Source organism: Aeromonas sp. FDAARGOS 1418 (genome assembly GCF_019048585.1).
GTDB classification, from domain to species: Bacteria; Pseudomonadota; Gammaproteobacteria; order Enterobacterales; family Aeromonadaceae; genus Aeromonas; species Aeromonas caviae.
This window is the reverse complement of the sequence record NZ_CP077387.1, coordinates 1,263,228-1,288,211: the sequence shown is the minus strand read 5'-3', so window position 1 is coordinate 1,288,211 and position 24,984 is coordinate 1,263,228. Positions and strand designations below refer to the sequence as shown.

At 63.1% G+C, this 24,984-nt stretch carries 17 protein-coding genes; 7 read left to right on the top strand and 10 right to left on the bottom strand.

Annotation, left to right across the window (positions count from 1 at the left end; translation table 11 throughout):
* Positions 1 to 142: 142 nt before the first annotated feature.
* The 3 genes from folB to I6L48_RS06190 all read left to right on the top strand — a co-directional run bounded on the left by folB (position 143) and on the right by I6L48_RS06190 (position 1,623).
* Positions 143 to 514, top strand: coding sequence for a dihydroneopterin aldolase (folB, locus tag I6L48_RS06200; protein WP_113069559.1), 372 nt, complete (start codon positions 143 to 145; stop codon positions 512 to 514).
* The gene (folK, locus tag I6L48_RS06195; RefSeq protein WP_042865424.1) at positions 514 to 1,023 is read left to right on the top strand and encodes a 2-amino-4-hydroxy-6-hydroxymethyldihydropteridine diphosphokinase; all 510 of its coding nucleotides are present in this window, start codon (positions 514 to 516) and stop codon (positions 1,021 to 1,023) included. Before folB ends, folK begins: the two co-directional genes overlap by 1 nt.
* 117 nt (positions 1,024 to 1,140) lie before the next feature.
* On the top strand, positions 1,141 to 1,623 hold the full coding sequence (locus I6L48_RS06190; RefSeq protein ID WP_113069558.1) for a YbaK/EbsC family protein: 483 nt from the start codon (positions 1,141 to 1,143) through the stop codon (positions 1,621 to 1,623).
* 9 nt (positions 1,624 to 1,632) lie between these two features.
* Here the strand turns inward: I6L48_RS06190 and mdtD are convergent, their stop codons facing one another.
* From mdtD to I6L48_RS06170, 4 genes are all read right to left on the bottom strand, one after another.
* The gene (gene mdtD, locus I6L48_RS06185; protein ID WP_201894976.1) at positions 1,633 to 3,021 is read right to left on the bottom strand and encodes a multidrug transporter subunit MdtD; all 1,389 of its coding nucleotides are present in this window, start codon (positions 3,019 to 3,021) and stop codon (positions 1,633 to 1,635) included.
* Positions 3,022 to 3,082: 61 nt separating this feature from the next.
* Positions 3,083 to 4,210 (bottom strand): GTP-binding protein, encoded by a 1,128-nt coding sequence (locus I6L48_RS06180; RefSeq protein WP_216987873.1) that lies wholly within the window; start codon positions 4,208 to 4,210, stop codon positions 3,083 to 3,085.
* 71 nt (positions 4,211 to 4,281) lie between these two features.
* Complete coding sequence (locus tag I6L48_RS06175; RefSeq protein WP_216987872.1) at positions 4,282 to 5,688, bottom strand: D-arabinono-1,4-lactone oxidase; 1,407 nt, start codon at positions 5,686 to 5,688, stop codon at positions 4,282 to 4,284.
* A 115-nt stretch (positions 5,689 to 5,803) separates the two neighbouring features.
* Complete coding sequence (locus I6L48_RS06170) at positions 5,804 to 6,421, bottom strand: LysE family transporter (RefSeq protein WP_010675804.1); 618 nt, start codon at positions 6,419 to 6,421, stop codon at positions 5,804 to 5,806.
* A gap of 76 nt (positions 6,422 to 6,497) precedes the next feature.
* Between I6L48_RS06170 and I6L48_RS06165 the strand changes: the two genes are divergently transcribed.
* Positions 6,498 to 7,415 carry a LysR family transcriptional regulator gene (locus I6L48_RS06165; RefSeq protein ID WP_216987871.1) on the top strand — a complete coding sequence of 306 codons (918 nt, stop codon included), beginning with the start codon at positions 6,498 to 6,500 and terminating at the stop codon, positions 7,413 to 7,415.
* On the opposite strand, the gene I6L48_RS06160 is transcribed toward I6L48_RS06165, so the two are convergent.
* The 3 genes from I6L48_RS06160 to I6L48_RS06150 form a co-directional block, all read right to left on the bottom strand.
* Positions 7,412 to 8,983 carry a cyclic diguanylate phosphodiesterase gene (locus I6L48_RS06160; RefSeq protein ID WP_202016420.1) on the bottom strand — a complete coding sequence of 524 codons (1,572 nt, stop codon included), beginning with the start codon at positions 8,981 to 8,983 and terminating at the stop codon, positions 7,412 to 7,414. The two genes, I6L48_RS06165 and I6L48_RS06160, sit on opposite strands and share 4 nt — an antisense overlap.
* A gap of 231 nt (positions 8,984 to 9,214) precedes the next feature.
* Positions 9,215 to 11,812 carry a bifunctional aconitate hydratase 2/2-methylisocitrate dehydratase gene (gene acnB / locus I6L48_RS06155; protein ID WP_113069555.1) on the bottom strand — a complete coding sequence of 866 codons (2,598 nt, stop codon included), beginning with the start codon at positions 11,810 to 11,812 and terminating at the stop codon, positions 9,215 to 9,217.
* 229 nt (positions 11,813 to 12,041) lie between these two features.
* A complete protein-coding gene (locus I6L48_RS06150) occupies positions 12,042 to 14,345 on the bottom strand; it encodes a patatin-like phospholipase family protein (RefSeq protein WP_202044645.1) in 2,304 nt (767 codons plus the stop codon).
* 273 nt (positions 14,346 to 14,618) lie between these two features.
* On the opposite strand from I6L48_RS06150, the gene I6L48_RS06145 reads away from it, so the two are divergent.
* The 3 genes from I6L48_RS06145 (at position 14,619) to I6L48_RS06135 (ending at position 18,624) form a co-directional block, all read left to right on the top strand.
* Positions 14,619 to 16,529, top strand: coding sequence for a methyl-accepting chemotaxis protein (locus I6L48_RS06145; protein ID WP_010675809.1), 1,911 nt, complete (start codon positions 14,619 to 14,621; stop codon positions 16,527 to 16,529).
* 122 nt (positions 16,530 to 16,651) lie between these two features.
* On the top strand, positions 16,652 to 18,298 hold the full coding sequence (locus I6L48_RS06140) for a methyl-accepting chemotaxis protein (protein ID WP_124243695.1): 1,647 nt from the start codon (positions 16,652 to 16,654) through the stop codon (positions 18,296 to 18,298).
* Between the two features lie 143 nt (positions 18,299 to 18,441).
* Complete coding sequence (locus tag I6L48_RS06135; RefSeq protein ID WP_042015109.1) at positions 18,442 to 18,624, top strand: hypothetical protein; 183 nt, start codon at positions 18,442 to 18,444, stop codon at positions 18,622 to 18,624.
* 73 nt (positions 18,625 to 18,697) lie between these two features.
* Here the strand turns inward: I6L48_RS06135 and lpdA are convergent, their stop codons facing one another.
* The 3 genes from lpdA to aceE all read right to left on the bottom strand — a co-directional run bounded on the left by lpdA (position 18,698) and on the right by aceE (position 24,947).
* Positions 18,698 to 20,125: a dihydrolipoyl dehydrogenase gene (lpdA, locus tag I6L48_RS06130; RefSeq protein WP_010675812.1), complete on the bottom strand. Its 1,428-nt coding sequence runs from the start codon at positions 20,123 to 20,125 to the stop codon at positions 18,698 to 18,700.
* Between the two features lie 148 nt (positions 20,126 to 20,273).
* Complete coding sequence (gene aceF / locus I6L48_RS06125; protein WP_113069553.1) at positions 20,274 to 22,166, bottom strand: pyruvate dehydrogenase complex dihydrolipoyllysine-residue acetyltransferase; 1,893 nt, start codon at positions 22,164 to 22,166, stop codon at positions 20,274 to 20,276.
* A gap of 120 nt (positions 22,167 to 22,286) precedes the next feature.
* Entirely contained in the window at positions 22,287 to 24,947 is a 2,661-nt protein-coding gene (gene aceE, locus I6L48_RS06120; RefSeq protein ID WP_039040509.1) for a pyruvate dehydrogenase (acetyl-transferring), homodimeric type, read from the bottom strand.
* Between the last annotated feature and the right edge of the window lie 37 nt (positions 24,948 to 24,984).

Below are 24,984 nucleotides of genomic sequence, written 5' to 3'. Positions count from 1 at the left end.
GGTATGATGCGGGCCACATTCCCAGGCCCGGGCTTGCCCGAAAGCGTGTCGCCCAAACCGGCCGCCAGCGGCAATCTGCTTGCCGGGCCTGCATCCCTGCGCTGTTTTCACAGCCCATCAAGAGTAAAGAAGAAGTACTGTCATGGACAAGGTGTTTATTCGCGGACTCGAGGTTTTGACCACCATAGGGGTATATGAGTGGGAGAAGGGCATTCGCCAGAAGCTCTGTTTCGACCTCGAGATGGGGTTTGACAATCGCCCAGCCGCCGCAACCGACGATATCAATCTGGCGCTGGATTACGCCACCCTCTCTCGCAAGATCTGTGATCACGCCCAGGGCAAGATAGTGGAGCTGGTCGAGACCATGGCCGAGCAGGTCGCCGCTCTGGTGCTGGAAGACGAGCGGGTACAGTGGGTCAAGGTGACCCTGACCAAACCGGGTGCCGTGCCCAATGCGGCAGGCGTCGGGGTCGAGATCCTGCGCCATCGCACGCCGGCTGCGAGCGCCAGCTGATGACCCGCATCTATATCAGTCTGGGATCCAACATCGATCGGGAACGCCATATCCGCGCCGGCCTCGATGCCCTGCACGCCGAATTCGGCGAGTTGCAGGTCTCCAGGGTATTCGAAAGCGAGGCGGTGGGCTTCAACGGCCGCCCCTTCTACAACCTGGTGGTGGGTGCGGATACCGAGCTGCCCCTGGCGACCCTGTGCCAGCGGCTGCGCGCCATGGAGTTCGCTCACGGCCGCGAGCCGGATGCCAAGAAGTTCGCCCCGCGCACCCTGGATCTCGATCTGCTGCTCTACGGCGAGCTGGTCTGCGAGACGCCGCTGGTGCTGCCGCGCGGCGAGATCCTCACCAACGCCTTCGTGCTCTGGCCGCTGGCGGAGCTGGCCCCCACATTCCGCCACCCCATCGATGGTCGCACCATCGGTGAGCTGTGGGCAGGTTACGACAAAGCCTCCCAGCGCCTTGACCCCATTCCCTTCCACTGGAAAGCGGGCGAATTGCAGCATCACTGAACGACAAGGGTACCCTCGGGTGCCCTTGTTGATGACTCCGCTGATGACGGATAAGAAACAGTGATTGGGCCTGCGCCGGTGCAAGTGGCAGGATGACCGCCATCACAGGAGAACCCCATGCCACTCGATGCCATTCACGACTTCAACCGTCAGTTGCTCACCGACCTGCCCCACCAGCGCTTCGAGCACGAACCCATCTTCGATTACGCCACCGACGAGCGGGTCAAGGCTCGCCTCGGCTGGCAGGCCGAGTTCAGCAAGACCCTTTTCCTCAAATTCAAGGATGGTCGCTTCGCCCTGCTGCTGACCCACAGGGACGGCCGGCTCGACAGCAAGGCGGTCAAGGCGGCGCTCGGTGCCAAACCCTCCATCTGCACCGCCGACGAGATGCAGACCGAGATTGGCTGCCTGCCGGGAGCCGTCTGCCCCTTCCTGCCCCGCGCCGACATCCCCCTGCTGGTGGATCCCGTGCTCATGAATCACCACGCCTTTACCTGGACGCCGGGCCACCCCGAGCAGACTTTCCTGCTGGAGACCATCCACCTGGCCGGACTGCTGGCCCGATTGCCCTGCGACGTGAGCTACCTGCCCGCCCCCTGAGCCTGGGACTCAGCGCTTTTCCCGCGCCAGCTGGGCGAAGATCAGCGCCGCCAGCATGGACATCAGACCGATGCACAGATAGGTGAGGTGGAACCCCTCCAGCCAGCGGCCACTCTCCTCGGGCTGGCCGATGGAGAAGAGCCCCAGCAGGCTGGCGGCGATGGCCACCCCCAGGCTCATGGAGAGCTGCATCACCACCGACAGCAGACCGTTGCCGCTGCTGGCGTGCTCGCTGCTGAGATCCTGCAGGGTCAGGGTGTTCATGGCGGAAAATTGCAGGGAGTTGATGGCGCCAAAGACCGCCAGCCACACCAGCAGTACGCCGTGGGGCACCTGGTTGTCGATGAAATAGAAGCTCGCGATCATGGCCCCGAGCGCCAGGGTGTTGCCGATGAGGATGCGGCGATAACCGATGCGCGGAATGAGCTTGTTCACCAGCGTCTTGGTCAGCATGGCGCCGATCACCGTGGGGATCATGGTCATCCCCGCCTTGCTCGGGGAGAAGCCGAGCCCCAGTTGCAGGAAGAGCGGGGTGAGAAACGGCATGGCGCCGCTGCCGAGGCGGGCAAACAGATTGCCCCAGATACCGATGGCGAAGGTGGACGTCTTGAACAGCGCCAGACTGAACAGGGGCTGCTCCGCCGTGGCGGCATAGAGCCAGTAGCTCGCCATGGCGGCCAGACCGAACAATACCGCAAACAGGGCCCAGCCGGTGGAGATGCTGTGCTCCCCCAGGCCTTGCAGACCGACGGATACCAGCACCATGCCGACACTGAACAGCACAAACCCCTGCCAGTCAAACCTGGCGGTGTGCTGGCGCAGGTCGGGCATGAAGTGCCAGCTCGCCACGAAGCCGAGCAGGCCCACCGGCAGGTTGATGAGGAAGACCCAGTGCCAGCTCGCCACCTCCACCAGCCAGCCCCCCAGGGCCGGGCCGATGAGGGGGCCGAGCAGACCGGGGATGGTGACGAACGACATCACCCTCAGCAGCTCATGCTTGCTGTAGACCCGCAGCACCGCCAGACGCCCGATAGGCATCAGCAAGGCCCCCCCGACCCCTTGCAACACACGGGCGATCACCAGCATGGGCAGGGTGTTGGCGATGGCACAGGCCAGGGAACCCAGGGTAAACAGCAGGATGGCGACCAGATAGACCCGGCGGGTGCCGAATCTGTCCGCCAGCCAGCCGGAGGCAGGAATGAGCAGGGCCACCGTCAACATGTAGGCGATGATGACGGACTGCATCTGCAGCGGACTCTCGCCCAGGGCATCGGCCATGCTGGGCAGGGCGGTGTTGAGGATGGTGCCATCCAGAGTCTGCATGAAAAAACCGACCGCCGTCAGCCAGGGCAGCCATTTGCGCTGGGCGGGCGTCACCATCGGGGAGCTGTCAGGCATGGTTCTGTCTCTCCTCATCACATAAGAAAAGACCCGCACGAGCGCGGGTCATATCAGCATATCAGGCATCCGGCTGGCCGAGCATGGCCTTGAGGTGCTCTTCCAGGCTGGGTTCGGGGGCCTTGAGGGTCGAGAGGAACAACTGCTCTATGCCAGCCCTGTCCTGGCTCTTCACGATGAACACCAGCCGGGACTGGGCCTTGCCTTCGGGCCACTCCCCCAGCGCCTGCAACGGATAGAGCTGGCCGTGCACGCCGTGGATCACCACGGGCTGGCTCTCCCCTTCCAGTTGCAATATCCCCTTGAGACGCAGCAGGGCATCGCCGTATTGCGCCTGCACCGCATCGATGGCGGCCAGCAGGCGGGAAGGCTTGAGCGGCTCGCCGATGCGCAGGGAGAAACTTTCTATATTGCCGTGCTCGAAGCGGGTGGGCGCGGCCGTCCCCACCTTGGCGGCAAACGGCGTCATCTTCGGCTGCATGGGCGAAGCCAGCCCCTGTTTCGGGGATTCGGTACGCAGCCAGGCCAGCAACTGGCGCACGTCGCGCCCCGCCGCCTCGTTGTAGGCGCCGAGCTTCTCCAGCACTGCGGGTGAGAGCACGCCATTGCTGACCCGCTGGATGGGAGCTGCCGGATTGAGGGTCGCCAGTTGGGCTTCCACCCGAGCAAGGGTCTCTTCATCCACCAGATCGCCCTTGCTCACCACCAGCAGATCCGCCAGCGCCACCTGTTTGACCGCCTCATATTGAGCGGCAAGCTGCTGCTCGATATGGCCGGCATCCACCACGGTGACGGTGCCATCGAAGCGGTAGCGCTGGGCGATAAAGCCCTCTTCCCTCAACGTGAACAGCACGGGGGCCGGATCAGCCAGACCCGTGGTCTCGATGATCAGCCGTTTGAAGGGTTTGATTTTGCGCTGGATGGCCTTCATGAAAAGCCCCTGCAGCGCCTCCACCAGGGAGCCCTGCACCGAGCAGCAGATGCAACCGGAATCGAGCAGCACCACCTGCTCGTCCACCTGCTGTACCAGATGGTGATCCAGCCCCACGGAGCCGAACTCGTTGATGAGCACGGCGCACTCCCCGAGCTCGGGCTGCTTGACCCAGTGGTTGAGCAAGGTGGTCTTGCCGCTGCCGAGAAAACCGGTCAGCAGGGTCACGGGGATGCGAGTGTCTTGCATGTCTGTCATCGGGTTGCCCCCCCTCTGATCGGCAGGAGGATGAGTAAGCGAGTGTCTTGCATATCGGTCATGTCAGATCCTTACCGGTTGGCGAACAGGTCACCGAGCCAGCGGTTTTCGAAACGGCCATGGGGGTCAAGCTCCCGCTTCAGGGCCAGGAAGTCGTGCCAGCGCGGCAACAGGTCCGGGAAGTCGTAGAGGTCCATCGCCAGGTGCTTGCCGAAATGGGGAATACCGCCGAGGGGCACCAGCAGTTGCTGCAACTCGCGCATCTGCTCCATGGAGCCCCCGACGAAGGTCCCGTCTGCCGCCAGATAGACCAGAAAACCTATCCAGCACACCGACTTGTCATGGGCGGCACTGAGCCAGGCCACGGAGGGACCGGTGCAGCGCAGGATGAAGGGGTAGTGCAGCACGCCGGGGTTCGCCTCCTGCCATGCCTGCAGGATTGAAAGGGCCTCCCCCATGCGTTCGAGGGGCACGGCCACCTCGCAGTTGATCTGGGGCGCCGGGATCCCCTTGCAGAGGATCTGGTAGACGTTGCCCACCAGATCCGAGGCGTCCTTGAAGCGGCGCACCGTCTCGAAGTGCTCGCCTGCCCTGGCCTCGTCCTTGGTGTCTCTGGCCATCTTCTGCAGGGTCGCGTCTATGGTGGCATTGAGCGCCAGGTTCATGCGCTCGTCCATGTCTCCCTCCAGCACCAGCGGCTCGCTGCCCCCAGCGCGGTAGCGGGCCACCTCGTCATCGGAGGCGGGATCCACCAGCCAGATGTGGCTCTCGCCGGTCCAGGCGAACCACCAGCTCTTCACGAAGGCGTGCTCCCGGTTGAGGCGCTCGTTGTGTTCCAGCAGGAAGGGGTAGTCGGTGGTGAACTTGGTGCAACGCATGATGCGGTTGGGCACGGTGTTGAGGGTCACATCCAGCAGGATGCCGAGCATCCCCATGCCCATCACGAAGGCGCCGAAGCGCGGATCGGTGCGATCCACACGGATGATGTCGCCGCTCGCCAGCATCACGGTCAGGGCAGCCACCGCATCGCACAGGGCGGACTGGTGCAGTCCCTGCCCATGGGTGCCGGTACTGAGCGCACCGCCCAGGGTCTGGATACCGATGACGCCGGGGGACGCCGGCAGCATGCGATCCATGGCGATGAGATCGGCATAGACGGTATCAAGCGGCGTCCCCGCCAGGTAGGTCACCGTATCGGCAGTCTTGTCCAGCTGGCCGCGCAGGTGGTGCAGGTCCACCAGCAGCGCCTGGCTGCCTTCCGCGTAGACGCTGTGGATGGGTTCGAAAGAGAGGCCGGAGCCGATGAGCCGCAGCTTGCGCTCGGGGTATTCCCGCAGCAATTGCTGCAGCTCGTCACGGGTCGTCGGGCGCCACACCTGATCAAGGGCGCCGAGGGGGTTGGTTCTGGACCAGTTGAACAGCACCTCCCGATTGCCAATCGCCTTGATGCTGTGAAATGCCTGGAACCTGACCGTCATACCGCGCCTCATCTGACTTCAAAATGAGTGCCAATTCTACCGAAAAGTGGCTGCCAAGGCATGAAAAACAAGACCCTACAGTCGGGGGTGGATAGGGGGAGCGCCCCTCCCCGCCTCAGCGCGTCTGCTGGGTCAATGCCAGCAACATGCCGAATCCCACCAGCAGGCCCCCGAACACCCGATCGATCCAGTGGCGTACCGCCAGCAGTCGGTCCCGCACCGCAGGGGTGGAGAAGAAGAGCGCCACCGCACCAAACCAGAGGGCGTGCGCCAGCGCGATGAAGGCGCCATAGCCGATCTGGACCGCCAGCGGCGTCTGCGGCTGCACCACCTGCATGAAGAGGCTGACGATGAAGATGGTGGTCTTGGGATTGAGCACATTGGTCAAAAATCCGGTGCGCAGCGCCCCCAGGCTGGAGAGGGCAGGCTGACAGATGCTCTCTTCATCGGCAGCCGGTTTGGCCCGCAGCATCTTGATGCCGAGGAAGATGAGATAGGCGGCCCCCGCCAGCTTGATGAGGTTGAACAGCCAGAGGGATTGCTGGATCAGCAGGCCCACCCCCAGCAGAGTGTAGGCCACGTGCACGCAGACCCCGGCCGCGATGCCGATCGCCGTCAGCACGCCGGTGCGGCGCGAGAGCAGCAGGCTGTTGCGCGACACCATGGCAAAGTCGGGCCCGGGGCTGATGACGGCAAAGAGAGTAATGGCGACAACGGCTAACAGTTCGGTCATGAAAATAGTCCTGATTAGAGGGGATATCGGCTATTTTATTTGCCAATAACACCAATAACGAACGATGATTTCTGACATGAATGGTGAAAAAAACTCACAAAAAGCCCTCTCGCTTCCCTCCCTCACCGCCCTGCGCTGTTTCGAGGTGGCTGCCCGCACCGAACATTTCGGCCGCGCCGCCGATGAACTGCATCTCACCCATGGCGCCATCAGCCGGGCGGTACGACTGCTCGAGGAGGATCTGGGGGTCATGCTGTTCGAGCGGCGCCAGCGCCGGGTCTTTCTGACCGACGCGGGTGAACGGTTCTATCAGGCGGTCAGGGAGGGGTTGGGCAGCATCCGCCAGACGGCGCAGGCCCTGCGCCAGCAGAGCCGTCCCCAGTCGCTGGTGCTCTCCTGCGAACCCACCCTCCTGATGCGCTGGCTGATCCCGCGCTGGCCCGCCTTCCAGGCTCTGCACCCGGAGCTGGACGTACACCTGATGGCGGGCGGCGGCGCCCTCAGCTTTGGCAGCGGCATCGATCTCGCCATCCGGCGCAACGACTTTCACTGGCCTGCCGAGCTCTACAGCCAGTTGCTGTTCGAGGAGCGGACCGGCCCTGTCTGTCCGCCAGGCAAGGTGGCGCACTTTTTTGAATCCAGGGGGGATGTGCAGGCCCTCAAGCCAACGGCCCCCCGTCTGCACACCAAGACCCGTCCGGGCGCCTGGTTGGAGTGGCAGCAGCACGCAGGCATGTCCGCCGACGAGGAGGTGCCGGGTCAGACCTTCGAGCACTTCTATTTCAGCCTGCAGGCGGCAGTCGCCGGGCTGGGAGTCGCCATCGGCCCCTACCGCCAGGTGTGCGACGATATCGAGGCCGGTCTGCTGGTGGCACCGCTCGGCTTCGTCCCCGACGGCACCGGCTATCACCTGCTCGCCCCCGCGCCACCCGAACCCGGCAGCCCCCACGACATCCTGGTGAACTGGCTGCACAGCCTGGTGGGCGCGGCCTAGCCCTGGGCGGTGCGCCCGGCGGCGACCTGTATCTCTCCCGCCGTCAGCTCCCGGCAGAACTGGCGTATCGGCATGGGGCGGGCAAACAGGTATCCCTGCAGATACTGGACCCCCTTGCCTCTCAGATAGGCGGCCTGCTGCTCCGTCTCCACCCCTTCGGCCACCAGGGACAAACCCAGCCGTCCCCCAAGGTCGATGACGTTGTCCACGATGTGCTCGGAGAGGGACTCCGTCCCGATACGGCCGATGAAGGAGCGGTCGATCTTGAGATAGTCCACGTGGAATTGCTGCAGATAGATGAGGCTGGAGTGGCCGGTGCCAAAGTCATCGATGGCGAGCTGCACCCCCATCTCGTCGAGCTGGCGAAACAGGGAGAGGGTCTGCGGGCTGGTCACCAGCAGCTCCCGCTCCGTGAGCTCCAGCACCAGCACCACCCGTCCCGGCACGAAGTGGCCGAGGAAGTCGCGGCACTCCGTCACCAGGGAGAGGTCCCGGCAGTGGATGGCACTGATGTTGAAGCTGATGTGAAACGCCTCGGGCAACTGCTCCTGTACCGGGTGGAGTGTCTTGGCCACCGTCTTCATCAGGTTGACCGTCATGGGCACGATCAGGCCAGACTCTTCCGCCTGGGGGATGAAGAGATCGGGGCGGATCAGCCCCTCGGTGGCATGTTGCCAGCGCATCAGTACCTCGGCTCCCACCATCTTGCCGCCCTTGCTGGCGATCAGCGGTTGCAGATAGGGGACAAATTCCCTGGCTCGCAGCCCGCGTCTCAGCTCGTCCGTCAGGGCCCCCGGCCGCCCAAGCAGCCACCACACCAGCAGTGAGAGCACCAGCGAACTGGCTCCCAGCCAGATCAGTTGCAGATGGCGAGCCTCCCACAGGGCACGCCAGTAGATCGGCATGGCATAACCGGCGTGGATGGTGAAGGGGTAACGCTGGGAGGCGAGTATCAGGGCAAACTTGCTGTGCAGTTTCGGCGGATCGCTTTGGAAGTGGCCGGACTCATCGAGCCAGGCGGACCCCACCTGCAAGAAGAGCTCGCTGGGATCGCTGCTCAGGGTGAGCATGAAACTGAGCTGGCTGCTGTCAATGGCACTCAGTGCCGCATCACGCCCCCGCTCCTGACGCACCACCAGCAAGGGGTGATTCTTGCGCACCAGGTTGCCGCTCATCAGCAGCAACTTGCGATCCGTGTAGCGGGAGCCGTCATCCACTTCCCTGGCAGGCCCGAACAGCGAGGTGCAGTTGATGATCCCCTGTCGCACCAGATTGATGGAACGCAGGAAAGGCTCCAGCGCCACCCGCTTGCGCAGCAGCAACAGGTTGTCGCTGCAAGGTCGACCGGCCAGCGGCAATACCTCGAGGTTGGCCCGCTCGGCCTGATCCAGCATGCGCTCCAGCAAGGTTCTGGCCTTGCTGGCTGACGCGCTGGCATCGTTCTTCAGCTCCTGCTCGTAGCTGTCGTGCACCATCCACCCTCCCACCACCAGGGGCAGGGCCAACACCAGCAGGGCACAACCAAGGCGCCACTTCATGCGGGCCAGATCAATCCGGAACAGAAACATAGCAACCACGCCGCAATGCGCGGGCCCGCTTCGCAGGTACCGCGGTATAAAAGTGCCCACCAGGAAACGGTGGGGCCATCATGGCCAGACAACGAAAGCGCAACGCGCGTACCAGGCAAATCGACGACGCCGTTGCTGGGCATGGCGGGTCATTATCGCGCAGCCCCCTGAAATGGAAAATGCCGCGTCGAGACGCGGCATTGTTATTTTCAGTGGTCAGACCGACGAGTCTCAGACCGCTTGCTGCAGGATCACCGCATCGGCCTTCTTGGTGTAGGAGGCGATCTCGTTGAAGTTCAGGTAGCGGTAGGTGTCGGCCGCAGTGGCGTCCAGCGCCTTGGCATACTGCAGATACTCTTCCACGGTCGGGATCTTGCCGATGATGGCGGCAACCGCAGCCAGCTCGGCAGAGGCCAGATAGACGTTGGCCCCCTTGCCCAGACGGTTCGGGAAGTTGCGGGTGGAGGTGGAGACCACGGAAGCCCCTTCCGCTACCCGCGCCTGGTTGCCCATGCAGAGGGAACAGCCGGGGATCTCGATGCGGGCACCGACGCGACCAAAGATGCCGTAGTAGCCCTCTTCGGTCAGCTGATCCTTGTCCATCTTGGTGGGGGGGGCGATCCACATGCGGGTCGGCAGCTCGCCCTGATACTTCTCGAGCAGTTTGCCGGCGGCGCGGAAGTGGCCGATGTTGGTCATGCAGGAACCGATGAACACCTCGTCGATCTTGTCACCTGCCACGTCGCTCAGCAGACGGGCATCGTCCGGATCGTTCGGCGCGCACAGGATCGGCTCCTTGATGGTGGCCAGATCGATCTCGATGATTTCGGCGTACTCGGCGTCCTTGTCCGCTTCCATCAGTACCGGGTTGGCCAGCCACTCTTCCATCCCCTTGATGCGGCGGGTGATGGTGCGCACGTCGCCGTAGCCTTCGGAGAGCATCCACTTCAGCATCACGATGTTGGACTTCAGGTACTCGATGATCGGCTCTTTATCCAGCTTGATGGTGCAACCGGCGGCGGAACGCTCGGCGCTGGCGTCCGCCAGCTCGAACGCCTGCTCTACCTTCAGGGTCGGCAGACCTTCGATCTCGAGGATGCGGCCGGAGAAGATGTTCTTCTTGCCCGCTTTCTCGACGGTCAGCAGCCCTTTCTGGATGGCGGCATAGGGGATGGCATGGACCAGGTCACGCAGGGTGATGCCCGGCTGCAGCTCGCCCTTGAAGCGCACCAGCACGGATTCCGGCATGTCCAGCGGCATCACGCCGGTGGCGGCGGCGAAGGCCACGAGGCCGGAGCCCGCCGGGAAGGAGATACCGATGGGGAAACGGGTGTGGGAGTCACCACCTGTACCCACGGTATCCGGCAGCAGCATGCGGTTCAGCCAGGAGTGGATGACGCCGTCGCCTGGACGCAAGCTCACACCGCCGCGGTTCATGATGAAGTCCGGCAGGGTGTGGTGGGTCTGCACGTCGATGGGCTTGGGATAAGCGGCGGTGTGGCAGAAGGACTGCATGGTCAGATCGGCGGAGAAGCCGAGGCAGGCGAGATCTTTGAGCTCGTCGCGGGTCATGGGGCCCGTGGTGTCCTGGGAGCCGACCGTGGTCATCTTGGGCTCGCAGTAGGTGCCTGGGCGAATGCCCTTCACGCCGCACGCCTTGCCCACCATCTTCTGGGCCAGGGTGAAGCCCTTGCCGGTGTCGGCAACAGGCTGCGGACGACGGAACACGGTGGAGAACGGCAGACCCAGCGCTTCGCGGGCCTTGTCGGTCAGGCCGCGGCCGATGATCAGCGGAATGCGGCCACCGGCGCGCACTTCGTCGATCAGCACGTCGGTTTTCAGTTCAAACTGGGCCAGCACCTGATCGGTGCCGTGCTTGCAGATCTTGCCCTGGTACGGGTAGATGTCGATGACATCGCCCATCTCCAGTTTGGAGACGTCCACTTCGATGGGCAGGGCGCCGGCATCTTCCATGGTGTTGAAGAAGATGGGGGCAATCTTGCCGCCGAGGCAAACGCCGCCGGCACGCTTGTTCGGCACGAACGGAATGTCGTCGCCCATGAACCAGAGCACGGAGTTGGTGGCGGATTTACGGGAAGAGCCGGTACCGACCACGTCACCCACGTAAGCCAGCGGGAAACCTTTCTCTTTCAGGGCATCGATGGTCTTGATGGGGCCGATGACGCCATCCTTGTCCGGGGTGATGCCGGGACGAGCGTTCTTCAGCATCGCCAGGGCGTGCAGCGGAATGTCCGGGCGGGACCAGGCGTCCGGCGCCGGCGACAGATCGTCGGTGTTGGTTTCGCCGGTCACCTTGAACACGGTGACGGTGATCTTCTCGGCCAAGGCCGGGCGGTTCAGGAACCACTCGGCGTCGGCCCAGGATTGCAGCACCTGCTTGGCGTGGGCATTGCCCGCCTTGGCCTTCTCTTCCACGTCGTGGAAGGAGTCGAACATCAGCAGGGTGTGGGAGAGGCCCTTGGCGGCAAGAGGAGCCAGGGTCGCATCGTCCAGCAGGTCGATCAGCGGCTGAATGTTGTAACCACCCTGCATGGTACCGAGCAGCTCGACGGCTTCGGCGGCAGTCAGGATGGGAGAATGGGCCTCGCCCTTGGCGACGGCGGTGAGGAAGCCGGCTTTCACATAGGCCGCTTCATCAACACCCGGGGGAATGCGGGAGGACAACAGTTCTTTCAGAAAGTCCTGTTCGCCGGCGGGCGGATTCTTGATCAGCTCAACCAGGGCGGCGACCTGCTCTGCGTCCAGAGGTTTGGCAACCACGCCTTCGGCGGCACGTTCTGCGACGTGTTTACGGTATGTTTCAAGCACGACTAATTCCTCTTTGGTCTTTTTTTTGGGGTTCGCCCAAGCTCGCGGCGATCGTCCTTGCGGGACACCCGTAGGGTGCCCCCCACTATATAAGTTTTAACGACTAATTAAAATCCAAACCCTGTGCAGTTATTCATCAAACCAGCATAACCATATAAACCCATTAGGTTTTTTTAGAGTGACAAGCCGCCCGCCCAAGGTGAGTTAACAAAAAGGCAGCATTTCGCCCTTATTGGAACGTAGTGCCCAATTGCAGATAGAACATGTCGTGTCCCCCCTCCGCCACGCCATAGCCGAGGAAGATGGGACCGAGGAAACTCTCCACCCCCATATAGAGGGAACCCGAGGTATAGGAGGATTCGATGCTGATGTCCTCTCCCTTGTCCCAGACCCCCCCTTGCTCGAGGGAGCCCCCGAGGAACAGGGGCGCCTTGAAGGCACCGAAGTCGTTGTCCGCCACCCGGTAGATGTAGCGCAATCCGCCAAACAGGCTGTAGCGACCGCTCAACTGGTAATGCTGGAAGCCGGACATGCGGAACAGCCCCCCCAGATCCTGCACGAACAGCGGTACCGTCTCCTGGGAGCTTGAGCCGCCCCCTTCCAGCATCAGGTTGAGGCTGTGCCTGTCCCAGGACCAGGGCTTGATCATCACCAGCCGGTAATTCACCCCCTCGGCCTGCTCGGAGGGGCCGTCCGAGGGATCGAGATCGACGTAGGAGTAGCCCCCCTTGATGTCCCAGTAGACCCCTTGATAGGGGAAGTAGCGGCTGTCGAGGGTGTCGTGCTCGAAGCGGATGTAGGGTCCCCAGGCGGAGGCATCGGCATCCGCGTTGGTGAGGTTCTGGATCTCCACGCTGCCGATCTTGCCCTCCAGTCCAAGGGAGAAGCGGCTCCAGGGCTGGCGATTCCAGCCGACGGCGAGATCCACGCTGGTGAAGCTGTACTCGGAGTCCAGATAGCTGACCCCGGACGACGACCTGCTCTCTTCCGGGAAGAAGACCCGTCGCTGGGTCTTGTCGTAGGCCAGGCTCGTCTCGCCGAAGTAGGTCTGGGAGGGCTCCAGCGGGGTGTAGAAGTCGGTCTTGAGGTGCTTGGCGGTCCCGAGGGACGCCTCGGTCAGCCACTCGCCTCCCCAGTCGTTGACGTTGGTGAGGGTGTAGGACATGCCGACGTTGTAGTTGGAGCTGCTCTCGAAGTCATCGGAGAAACCGAGCTGGAAGTTGAGATAACCCGGCCCCCAGTTCTTCTCGCTGGCGTCCACCACCAGCACGTTCTCCCCGTCCCGCTCCTCCACCTCGTAGGTGATGCGATCGAATGACTCCAGGGCGTAGAGGCGACGGATCCCCGCCTCCAGGCTCTCGTAGGTCTGCACCTTGTCCGGACGCACGTTCAGCATGGCCCGCACCGTGTCGTCGGAGAGGCGCGACTTGTTGATGATCTCCACCTTGTCGATGTAGTAGGCGGGCTGGCCGCTGCGCTCGGCGCGCCGGCTCAGCTTGCCGTTGCGATAGTCGGCGTAGGCGGCGGGCGAGAGAGAGAGCGCATCGAGCCGGGCCGCTGCACTGTTGGCGACCGCCTCCCCGATCTTGATCCCCTCCGGCATCAGGGCGAAGTCGGCGATCCCCATGTTGCCGAACTCGGGGGTCAGCAGGATGTCCCCGGGGCCCAGCAGCGCCTTCTGCTTTTCGGTCCCCACCTGGGTCATGTAGGTGGTGAGCTGATCGATCATGGCCAATCCCGACTTGAGGGACTCCCGGGTACGCAGCTTGGCGCTGATGTCCACCGCGATCACCACGTCGGCCCCCATGGCCTTGGCCACGTCCACCGGCATGTTGTTGACCGTGCCACCATCGGCCAGGATGCGGCCGTCCCAGTCCACCGGCTTGAGGGCACCGGGAATGGACATGGAGGCCTGCATCGCCTTGGCGAGGCTGCCGTGATCCAGCACGAAGGGGGTCACCGTCTCCATGTCGGTCGCCACCGCGCGATAGGGGATAGGCAGGTTGTCGAAGCTCTTTTGCGCCGGCAGGTTAGAGGTGGCGTGGCGCAGCAGGCTGGCCATGGACTGCCCCTGGAAGAAGCCGTCCGGCAACTGGGTCTGGTCACCGTTGACCCCGATGTCGGTGCGCAGCTGGTACTTCTCGGTCTGCTGCTTCTTGCGCAGGGAGAGCTCGTCGCGCCCCACCTTGTCCTGATAGCCCTTGTTCCAGTCGATGGCCAGCGTCGTGCGCTCCACCTCCTCGGCGCTGAGCCCCATGGCATACATGCCCGCCACATAGGAGCCCATGCTGGTCCCGACGATGATGTCCACCGGGATGTGCTTTGCCTCCAGCACCTTGAGCACCCCGATATGGGCCGACCCCTTGGCCCCGCCGCCGCTCAGTACCAGGGCGATCTTCGGACGATCCATCTTGGTTGCCCCCGGGTTTCTGGCCGAAGGCGCGGGATCATTGGCTCCGGCCGCCGCCATGAACGGCAGGGTCGCCAGCAGGAGCACGAGCAGGTGGGTCCATCCCCGATGAAAGATGCGCATATGAGAGTCCATAAATCCGGTGCGAGTCGAGCGGGCAGGCCGCCAGCCAGGTGCAGCCTACTATAAGTGCAAGCACTTTAACCGCAAGCCGGGGCGCTGGCGAGGGGTCGCCCCGCTTGCGACGATGTCTCGGCAAAATCGGGCGCCAATCCAGTCCAATCCGGGTGTGAGCGCAAACGTTAATCGACAATAAAGGCCCCCGCCGCCTCAAGAGCGCGCCAAATCAGCCGCTATTATGAGTTCAACCCTGGTTCACACTTCCGAGTCACCCCTATGTTCGCAAGCCTGACACTGAAACAGAAAATTCTGGCCACCGTCATCCTCGCCGTGGCCCTCTCCTGCCTGCTGGTGGGCTATTTCAGCCAGCGTTCTGCCCAGCAGCTGATCGAGGACCGCATGTTCGAGCAGGAGCTGCCCAACCTGACCCAGCGCATCGGCAAGGAGATCGAGAAGGATCTCACCTCGGTCGCCAATGCCGCCAGACAGCTTGCCAACGACCGCTTCGTGCTGGACTGGGTCGAGCGCGGCATGCCAAAAGAGCAGGAGTCCATCCTCATCAACCAGCTCAAGGACATGACGAGCCAGTATGGCCTGGTCACAGCCTCCTTCGCCGATCGCCAGAGTGCCGCCTACTACAACCAGGACGGTTTTCTGCGCATTCTTAATCACGAGCAGGACAACTGGTTCTATGACTACACCAAGAGCCGCCAGGATCTGATGCTCAGCATCTTTCGGGAGAGCAATGGCGAGGTAAAACTGTTCGTCAACTTCCAGCAGCTCGACGGACGCGGCCTCGCCGGCCTCGCCAAATCCCTCGACAGCATGGTCAGCATGCTCGCCAACTTCCGCATCGGCGACAGCGGCTTCGTCTTCATGACAGACGGCAGCGGCAAGGTGAAGCTGCACCCCGACGCCGCCCGCATCGATCGGGACAACCTGACCCAGCTGGCCAGCGGCAGCAGCACCAACCTGCTCAACAAGCAGCCCTTTGCCGCCACCCGTGCCGAGGTCGACGGCCAGCCCGTAATCCTGGCCAGCAGCTACATCCCCCTGCTCGACTGGTATCTGGTGGCCCAGGTGCCGGAGGCCGAGATTTATGCCGAACTGGACAGAGCACGCCTGCACATGGTGCTGGTCAGCTTGGCCATCGCCGTCGGCATGGGGCTGCTCGGCGTCCTCCTGGCCGGCTCCGTGAGCCGCCCCCTCAACGAACTGGCCCGCCTGTTCCGCGAACTCGGCAGCGGTGATGGCGACCTCACCCATCGCCTCAAGGTCGATGGCCGTGACGAACTGGCCCAGGTGGCGACCGGCTTCAACAACTTTGTCGCCAAGATCCACGGCTCCATCGAGCAGGTGGCGAGCAACTCCCGCCAGCTCGCCGCCACCGCCAACGAGGTGGCCGCCAAGGCCCAGCTCACCCAGCATAACTGCACCGCCCAGCGGGATCGCACCGTCCAGGTCGCTACTGCCATCCACGAGATGGGGGCCACCGTCAGCGAGATCGCCGGCAATGCATCCCTGGCAGCCGACGTCGCCAAGCAGGCCAACGAGCAGGCCGATGCGGGGGCCCAGGTCGTCGCCCAGGCCCGTCACGGCATCGTCGGCCTCTCCGGTGAGATCGAGCAGGTGGCCGGGGTCATCGAGTCTCTGGCGAGCCAGACCGACTCCATCGGCAGCATCCTCGACACCATCCGCAGCATCTCGGAGCAGACCAACCTGCTGGCCCTCAACGCCGCCATCGAGGCCGCCCGCGCCGGCGAACAGGGCCGTGGCTTCGCGGTGGTGGCCGACGAGGTGCGCAACCTCGCCAGCCGCTCCGCCGCCTCCACCGCCGAGATCCAGGGCATGATCAACAGCCTCCAGGAGCAGAGCGCCCGCGCCGTCAGCGCCATGGCCCAGGGGCGCAACCAGAGCCTGCGGGTGGTGACCCAGGCCGACGAGGCCAACGGCGCCCTCGACCAGATCACCGGGCACATCACCCAGATCAGCGACATGAACATCCAGGTCGCCACCGCCACCGAAGAGCAGTCCAGCGTGGTCGGGGAGATCAACCGCAACGTGGAGGATATCAACCAGCTCACCATGGAGACCGCCGACATCGCCCACCAGTTGACCGAGTCCAGCCGCAGCCTGCAACAGCTCTCCGGCGAGCTCGACAAGCTGGTCGGCAACTTCCGGTTATAAGATGAAAGGGCGCTGCGGCGCCCTTTTTTCACCGGGTCGACAGGGAATACCGACCCCCATGACGGCGAACCGTCATGACAAGCCGCTACAGTAGCGACACAGCAACACACCAAGGAGTCAACATGCTGGCAGGCAACCTCACCATAAAAACCCAACTGATCCTGGCCGTCACCGTGCCCTGTCTCGCCCTGTTGCTGGTTGGCGCCGCCAGTCTGCGCAGCATGGACAACATCAGGCAGCAGGCCGAAGAGCTGTTCCAGAATACCGCCACCCCCATGCGGGCCATGGCGGAAGTGGCCTCCCGCATCCCGCGCATGCGCGTCGGCATCGACATGATGCTGCTGCAGGACACCTCCCTGCGCGACGAAAAGGGGGTGCTGACCCGGGTCAAGGAGACCCGCGAGGAAGACATTCCCGAGATGCGCCAGGCCATGGAGCAGGCCGTCAAGGCCCAGGTCGATCCGGACGCCCGGGCCAGGGCCCAGACCCTGCTCGATCAATTCACCCGGGTGGAGCGGGAGGAGCTGACCCCCATGTTGCAGGCGCTCTCTGACAACAAGATGGACGAGGCACGCGCCATCTACCGGGATCGCTACAGCCAGAGCTACGGGGTCATGCGCAAGGGCGCCAATGAGCTGCTCGACGGGTTGATAGGTCAGGCCCAGCATCGCAACGACCTGAGCGAAAACAGCTATGACAGCGGTCGTACCCAGATGATCGCCATCATCGTCATCGCCATCGCCATCTCGCTGCTCGTCTCGACCCTCATCCTCATCGGGCTGCGCCGCCGGGTCTCCTTCCTGCAATCCCATATTGGCGAGGTGGCCCGCCACCTCGCCCTCGACAGCCGCGCCAGTCTCACCGGCAAGGACGAGCTGGCCGAGATTGCCCACAGCTTCAACCAGTTCGTGACCCGGATCCACGGGGCCATCGTGCAGGTGGCGAGCAACTCCCGCCAGGTAGCCGCCACCGCCAGCGAGGTGGCCGCCAAGGCCCAGCTCACCCAGCACAACTGCACCGCCCAGCGGGATCGCACCGTCCAGGTCGCCACCGCCATCCACGAGATGGGGGCCACCGTCACCGAGATCGCCGGCAATGCATCCCTGGCAGCCGACGTCGCCAAGCAGGCCAACGAGCAGGCCGATGCGGGGGCCCAGGTCGTCGCCCAGGCCCGTCACGGCATCGTCGGCCTCTCCGGTGAAATCGAACAGGTCGCCGGGGTCATCGAGTCCCTGGCGAGCCAGACCGACTCCATCGGCAGCATCCTCGACACCATCCGCAGCATCTCGGAGCAGACCAACCTGCTGGCCCTCAACGCCGCCATCGAGGCCGCCCGCGCCGGCGAGCAGGGCCGTGGCTTCGCCGTGGTGGCCGACGAGGTGCGCAACCTCGCCAGCCGCTCCGCCGCCTCCACCGCCGAGATCCAGGGCATGATCAACAGCCTCCAGGAGCAGAGCGCCCGCGCCGTCAGCGCCATGGCCCAGGGCCGCAACCAGAGCCTGCGGGTGGTGACCCAGGCCGACGAGGCCAACGGCGCCCTCGACCAGATCACCGGACACATCACCCAGATCAGCGACATGAACATCCAGGTCGCCACCGCCACCGAAGAGCAGTCGAGCGTGGTGGGGGAGCTCAACCGCAACGTGGAGGACATCAACCAGCTCACCATGGAGACCGCCGATATCGCTCATCACCTGACCGAGTCAAGCCGCAACCTGCAGCACCTCTCCGGTGAGCTCGACAAGCTGGTCGGCAACTTCCGCCTCTGAGCGTCCGGCACCTCTTCCTGACCCGCACCAGGGCGCTTCGGCGCCCTTCTTCATGACCACGGCAAGCCGTGACGCACGGGGGATACGCCGTCTCCCACCGCCCTGCCACATGCCTCATAATCAGGAAAACGCGAGGAGGTATGATGGGCAAGCTGGTCGTGATGATAGTGCTGGGGGGGCTGCTCAGTGCCTGCAGCAGCGGGCCCGTGCGGGTGCACGGGGCCGATGTGAGCGTGGACGATACCCGGATCCGGGTCAGTGACGGGGATCGCGGAGGTGACGGTACCTTCTGCCCACCGGGACAGGCCAAGAAGGGGCGCTGCTGACCGCAGGGTGCCGAAAGACAGACAACAAAAAGCCGCTCCATGGAGCGGCTTTTCTTATGAAACGGGCAGAAGATTATTTTTTCTTCTTGGCCTTGGCGTTCGGCAAGTCGGTGATGGAGCCTTCGAACACTTCGGCAGCCAGACCCACGGACTCGTGCAGAGTCGGGTGAGCGTGGATGGTCAGCGCGATGTCTTCGGCGTCGGCACCCATCTCGATGGCCAGACCGATTTCACCCAGCAGTTCACCGCCGTTGGTACCCACGATGGCACCACCGATGACGCGGCCGCTCTCCTTGTCGAAGATCAGCTTGGTCATGCCGTCGGAGCAGTCGGACGCGATGGCGCGACCGGAAGCAGCCCACGGGAAGGTGGCGACTTCGAAGTTCAGACCCTGTTGCTTGGCTTCCTTCTCGGTCAGACCCACCCAGGCCATCTCTGGCTCGGTATAGGCGATGGACGGGATCACTTTCGGGTCGAAGTAGTGCTTCTTGCCGGCGATGACTTCGGCCGCCACGTGGCCTTCGTGTACACCCTTGTGGGCCAGCATGGGCTGACCGACGATGTCGCCGATGGCGTGGATGTGGGCCACGTTGGTACGCAGCTGCTTGTCCACCTCGATGAAACCGCGCTCGTTGACGGCAACACCGGCCTTCTCGGCATCCAGCATCTTGCCGTTCGGCACACGGCCTACGGCAACCAGCACGTTGTCGTAGCGAACCGGCTCGGCCGGGGCGTGCTTGCCTTCGTAGGAGACGTACAGACCGTCTTCACGGGCTTCAACGGCGGTGACCTTGGTCTCCAGCATGATGTTGAATTTCTTGGCGACGCGCTTGGTGTAGATCTTGACGATGTCTTTGTCGGCAGCCGGTACCAGCTGGTCGGCAAATTCCACCACGTCGATCTCGGAACCCAGGGAGGAATACACGGTACCCATCTCCAGACCGATGATGCCGCCACCGATGACCAGCAGCTTGCCAGGAACGGTCGTCAGTTCCAGCGCATCGGTAGAGTCCCATACACGGGGGTCGTCATGGGGGATGAACGGCAGCTTCACCGGTCGGGAACCGGCAGCGATGATGGCGTTGTCGAAGGTGACGGTGGTCTTGCCGTCGGCACCTTCCACTTCCAGGGTGTTCGGACCGGTGAACTTGCCGAAACCGTTAACAACCTGGACTTTACGCATCTTGGCCATGCCAGCCAGACCGCCGGTCAGCTGGTTGATGACCTTCTCTTTCCACAGACGCACCTTGTCGATGTCGGTCTGCGGGGCACCGAAGACGATGCCGTGCTCGGCCAGCGCCTTGGCTTCTTCAATGACTTTGGCGACGTGCAGCAGTGCCTTGGACGGGATGCAACCCACGTTCAGACAGACGCCACCCAGGGTGGAGTAACGCTCGACGATAATGGTATCCAGACCCAAGTCAGCCGCACGGAAGGCAGCGGAATAACCGGCAGGGCCAGCACCCAGTACTACGACCTGGGTTTTGATTTCTTTACTCATCATGACCTCTTTGTCGTTCTTATATCCCCGGACAGCACAGTCTTATGCCAAACAAGGCCGCTGCAGCCGTGAAAAAAACGGGGCAAGTTTACAATCCTGTTAACGAAATGAGAAGCAAAAAGGGCGGGCTCTGGGCCCGCCCTCTCACTTACAGGACCAGTCGACGAATGTCGGACAACACACCACTCAGGGTGGTGATGAAGCGGGCACCGTCGGCGCCATCGATGACGCGGTGGTCGTAGCTCAGAGCCAGCGGCAGCATCAGGCGCGGCACGAACTCTTTACCGTTCCACTTCGGCTTCATCTCGGACTTGGAGACGCCCAGGATGGCCACTTCCGGCGCGTTGACGATCGGGGTAAAGCTGGTACCGCCGATGCCACCCAGGCTGGAGATGGTGAAGCAACCGCCCTGCATGTCGGCAGCGGTCAGCTTGCCGGCACGGGCCTTCTTGGAGATCTCGGCCAGATCGCGGGACAGCTCGTGGATGCCCTTCTTGTTGACGTCGCGCACCACCGGAACCACCAGACCGTTGGGGGTATCCACCGCCACACCGATGTGGATGTACTTCTTCATGATCAGCTTGCTGCCGTCTTCGGACAGGGCGCTGCAGAAGCGCGGATGGGCTTCCAGGGCCTTGGCGGCCGCCTTCAGGATGAACACCAGCGGGGTGATCTTCACGTCCAGCTTCTGCTTCTCGGCCAGGATGTTCTGCTCTTTGCGGAACGCTTCCAGATCCGTGGTATCGGCTTCGTCGAACTGGGTGACGTGGGGGATCATGGCCCAGTTGCGGTGCAGGGCAGGACCGGAGATCTTCTGGATACGGGTCAGTTCCAGCTCTTCGACAGGGCCGAACTTGCTGAAATCAACCTTCGGCCAGGCCACGACGCTCATGCCGTTGCCAGTGCCGGTGCCGGCAGCCGGAGCGGACTCGGCGCGCTTGACCGCATCCTTCACGTAAGCCTGCACGTCTTCTTTGACGATGCGACCCTTGCGACCGGAGGCTTTCACCTTGGCCAGGTTGACGCCGAACTCGCGCGCCAGACGGCGTACTGCCGGGGAGGCGTGGACATAGGCGTCGTTGGCGACGAAATCGGAAGCGGCAGCAGCCTGGGCAACCGGCGCAGGAGCGGCGGCAGCCGGTGCGGCAGCAACGGGCGCTGCGGCAGGAGCCGGAGCAGCCACGGCAGCCGGAGCGGCACCCGCCACTTCGAATACCATGATCAGGGAACCGGTGGAGACCTTGTCACCCGCCTTCACCTTGATCTCCTTGACCACACCGGCGAACGGCGCAGGCACTTCCATGGAGGCCTTGTCGCCTTCCACGGTGATCAGGGACTGGTCGGCTTCAACCTTGTCACCCACGGCGACCATGATTTCGGTCACTTCCACTTCGTCACCGCCGATGTCCGGCACGTTGACGTCCTTGGCACCGGCGGCAACCGGAGCAGCGGCAGCCACGGGGGCAGCAGGAGCCGACGCGGCAACAGCGGCCGGGGCAGCGCCCGCCACTTCGAAGACCATCACCAGGGAGCCGGTGGAAACCTTGGCGCCGGCGGCGACCTTGATCTCGACCACGCGGCCGGCGAACGGTGCCGGTACTTCCATGGAGGCCTTGTCACCTTCCACGGCGATGATGGACTGGTCGGCTTCAACCATGTCGCCCACGGCAACCATGATCTCAGTCACTTCGACTTCGTCACCACCGATGTCCGGCACGTTGACGTCCTGGCGAGCGGCAGCGGCAGGAGCGGCGGCCGGCGCGGCAGCAACCGGGGCAGCAGCCTGGACCGGAGCCGGTGCGGCAGCACCCTCGGATTCGAAGACCATGATCTGGGAACCGGTGGCAACCTTGTCGCCCACCTTGATCAGGATCTCTTTGACGATACCGGCGGCCGGAGCCGGGACTTCCATGGAGGCCTTGTCACCTTCCACGGCGATCAGGGACTGGTCCAGTTCGACCTTGTCACCTACGGCCACCATGATCTCGGTGACTTCAACTTCATCAGCACCGATATCCGGCACCATAATCTGTTTGGACATTGCGCTTTATCCTCTTGCGTGCATCCGCGTGGCAGCCTGAGCATCACCACGCGCATCCCGCGTTATCCGTTTAAACCCAGGCAAGGTCGCGCCGGATACCCGGCGCGACACTCAATCCTCTTACGCGTACAGCGGGTTGACCTTGTCGGCATCGATGCCGTACTTGGCGATGGCTTCGGCCACCACCTGCTTGTCTACCTCGCCGCGCTTGGCCAGTTCGGTCAGGGCAGCAACCACTACGTAGAACTCGTTCACTTCGAAGTGACGACGCAGGTTGGCACGGCTGTCGGAACGGCCGTAACCGTCGGTACCCAGTACACGGTAGTTCTCGGTCGGAACGAAGGCACGCACCTGATCGGCGAAGGACTTCATGTAGTCGGTCGCGGCGATGGTGGCTTCGCTGCCCAGCACCTGAGCGATGTAGGGCACACGCGCTTCGGCGGTCGGGTGCAGCATGTTCCAGCGATCCGCGTCCTGACCGTCACGAGCCAGTTCGTTGAAGGAAGTGACGCTGAACACGTCGGAACCCACGCCGTACTCGCTGGCCAGGATCTGGGCGGCAGTGCGCACGTGACCCAGGATGGAACCACAACCCAGCAGCTGTACCTTGGCCTTGGTGCCGGCCACGGTTTCCAGCTTGTAGATACCCTTGCGGATGCCTTCCTCGGCGCCTTCCGGCATGGCCGGCATGGCATAGTTCTCGTTCAGGGTAGTGATGTAGTAGAACACGTTCTCCGGGTTCTCACCGTACATGCGGCGCAGGCCGTCCTGTACGATCACCGCCACTTCATAGGCGTAGGACGGATCGTAGGAGATGCAGTTCGGGATGGTGTTGGCCAAGATGTGGCTGTGACCATCTTCGTGCTGCAAGCCCTCTCCGTTAAGAGTGGTACGACCGGAGGTCGCGCCCAGCAGGAAGCCACGGGCTTGCTGGTCACCGGCTGCCCACGCCATGTCGCCGATCCGCTGGAAGCCGAACATGGAGTAGTAGATGTAGAACGGGATCATCGGGCAGTCGTTGGTGCTGTAAGAGGTCGCAGCAGCCAGCCAGGAGGACATGGCGCCCAGCTCGTTGATACCGTCTTGCAGAACCTGACCCTGCTTGTCTTCCTTGTAGTAGGAGACGATGTCGCGGTCTTGCGGGGTGTACTGCTGACCGTGCGGGCTGTAGATACCGATCTGGCGGAACAGGCCTTCCATACCGAAGGTACGGGCTTCGTCAGCCAGGATCGGGACGATGCGCTTGCCGATGGACTTGTCTTTCAGCATCACGTTCAGGGAACGCACGAACGCCATGGTGGTGGAGATTTCGCGCGCCTGTTCACCCAGCAGCGGACCGAAGGCATCCAGCGCCGGGATTTCCAGCTTGGTGGTGCTCTCGCGCAGACGGGTCGGTACATAGCCCTTCAGTGCGGCACGGCGAGCGTGCAGGTACTTGTGCTCTTCGGTACCCTCTTCGATCTTCAGGTACGGCAGGTTTTCCAGCTGCTCGTCGGTGACCGGCAGGTTGAAACGATCGCGCAGGTGACGCACGGAGCCCAGATCCATCTTCTTGACCTGGTGAGCGATGTTCTTGCCTTCGGCCGCTTCGCCCATGCCATAGCCCTTGATGGTCTTGGCCAGGATCACGGTCGGCTTGCCCTTGGTCTGTGCTGCTTTGGAGAAGGCGGCGAACAGTTTGCGGGGGTCGTGACCACCGCGGTTCAGGGCGAAGATCTCCTCGTCGGTCATGTCTTTGACCAGCGCGGCGGTTTCCGGGTAACGGTTGAAGAAGTGCTCGCGCACGTAGGCACCGTCACGGGACTTCATGGTCTGGTAGTCACCATCCACGGTCTCGTTCATCAGCTGGATCAGCTTGCCGGAAGTGTCTTTCTTCAGCAGCTCATCCCACTTGCGACCCCAGATGACCTTGGTCACGTCCCAGCCAGCGCCAGCGAACAGACCTTCCAGCTCGTTGATGACCTTGCCGTTGCCGACGACCGGACCATCCAGACGCTGCAGGTTGCAGTTGACCACGAACACCAGGTTGTCGAGCTTTTCACGCACGGCAACGGTCAGGGCACCCTTGGCTTCCGGCTCGTCCATCTCGCCATCACCCAGGAAGGCGTAAACGGTCTGCTCGGAGCAATCCTTGATGCCACGGTCGGTCAGGTACTTCAGGAAACGCGCCTGATAGATGGCGGCGATGGGGCCAAGACCCATGGAAACGGTCGGGAACTGCCAGAATTCCGGCATCAGTTTCGGGTGCGGGTAGGAAGGGATACCCTTGCCATCCACTTCCTGACGGAAGTTGTCCAGCTGCTCTTCGGTCAGGCGACCTTCGGCGAATGCACGGGCGTAGATGCCCGGGGAGATGTGACCCTGGAAGTAGACCAGATCGCCACCGTCCTTCTCGTTGCGGGCACGGAAGAAGTGGTTGTAGCAGACTTCGTAGATGGTCGCGGAAGAAGCGAAGGAAGACATGTGACCACCCAGGTCCAGGTCTTTCTTGGAGGCGCGCAGCACGATCATCATGGCGTTCCAGCGGATGATGGCGCGAATGCGGCGTTCCATTTCCAGGTCGCCCGGGTAAGCCGGCTCGTCGCTGGACGGGATGGTGTTGATGTAGTCGCGGTTTGCCTTGGCAGCCACGTCCACACCGCTTGCGCGGGCTTTCTCGGCCAACTGTTCAAGGATGAACTGAGCGCGTTGCGGACCCTCTTCACGCAGCAGGGATTCCAGAGAGGCAAGCCACTCCAGCGTTTCTATCGGGTCCACATCGTTCTTCAGGATATCAGACATGGCTGGTTCCTATGTTGTTGTGATTGCACGGCATTGC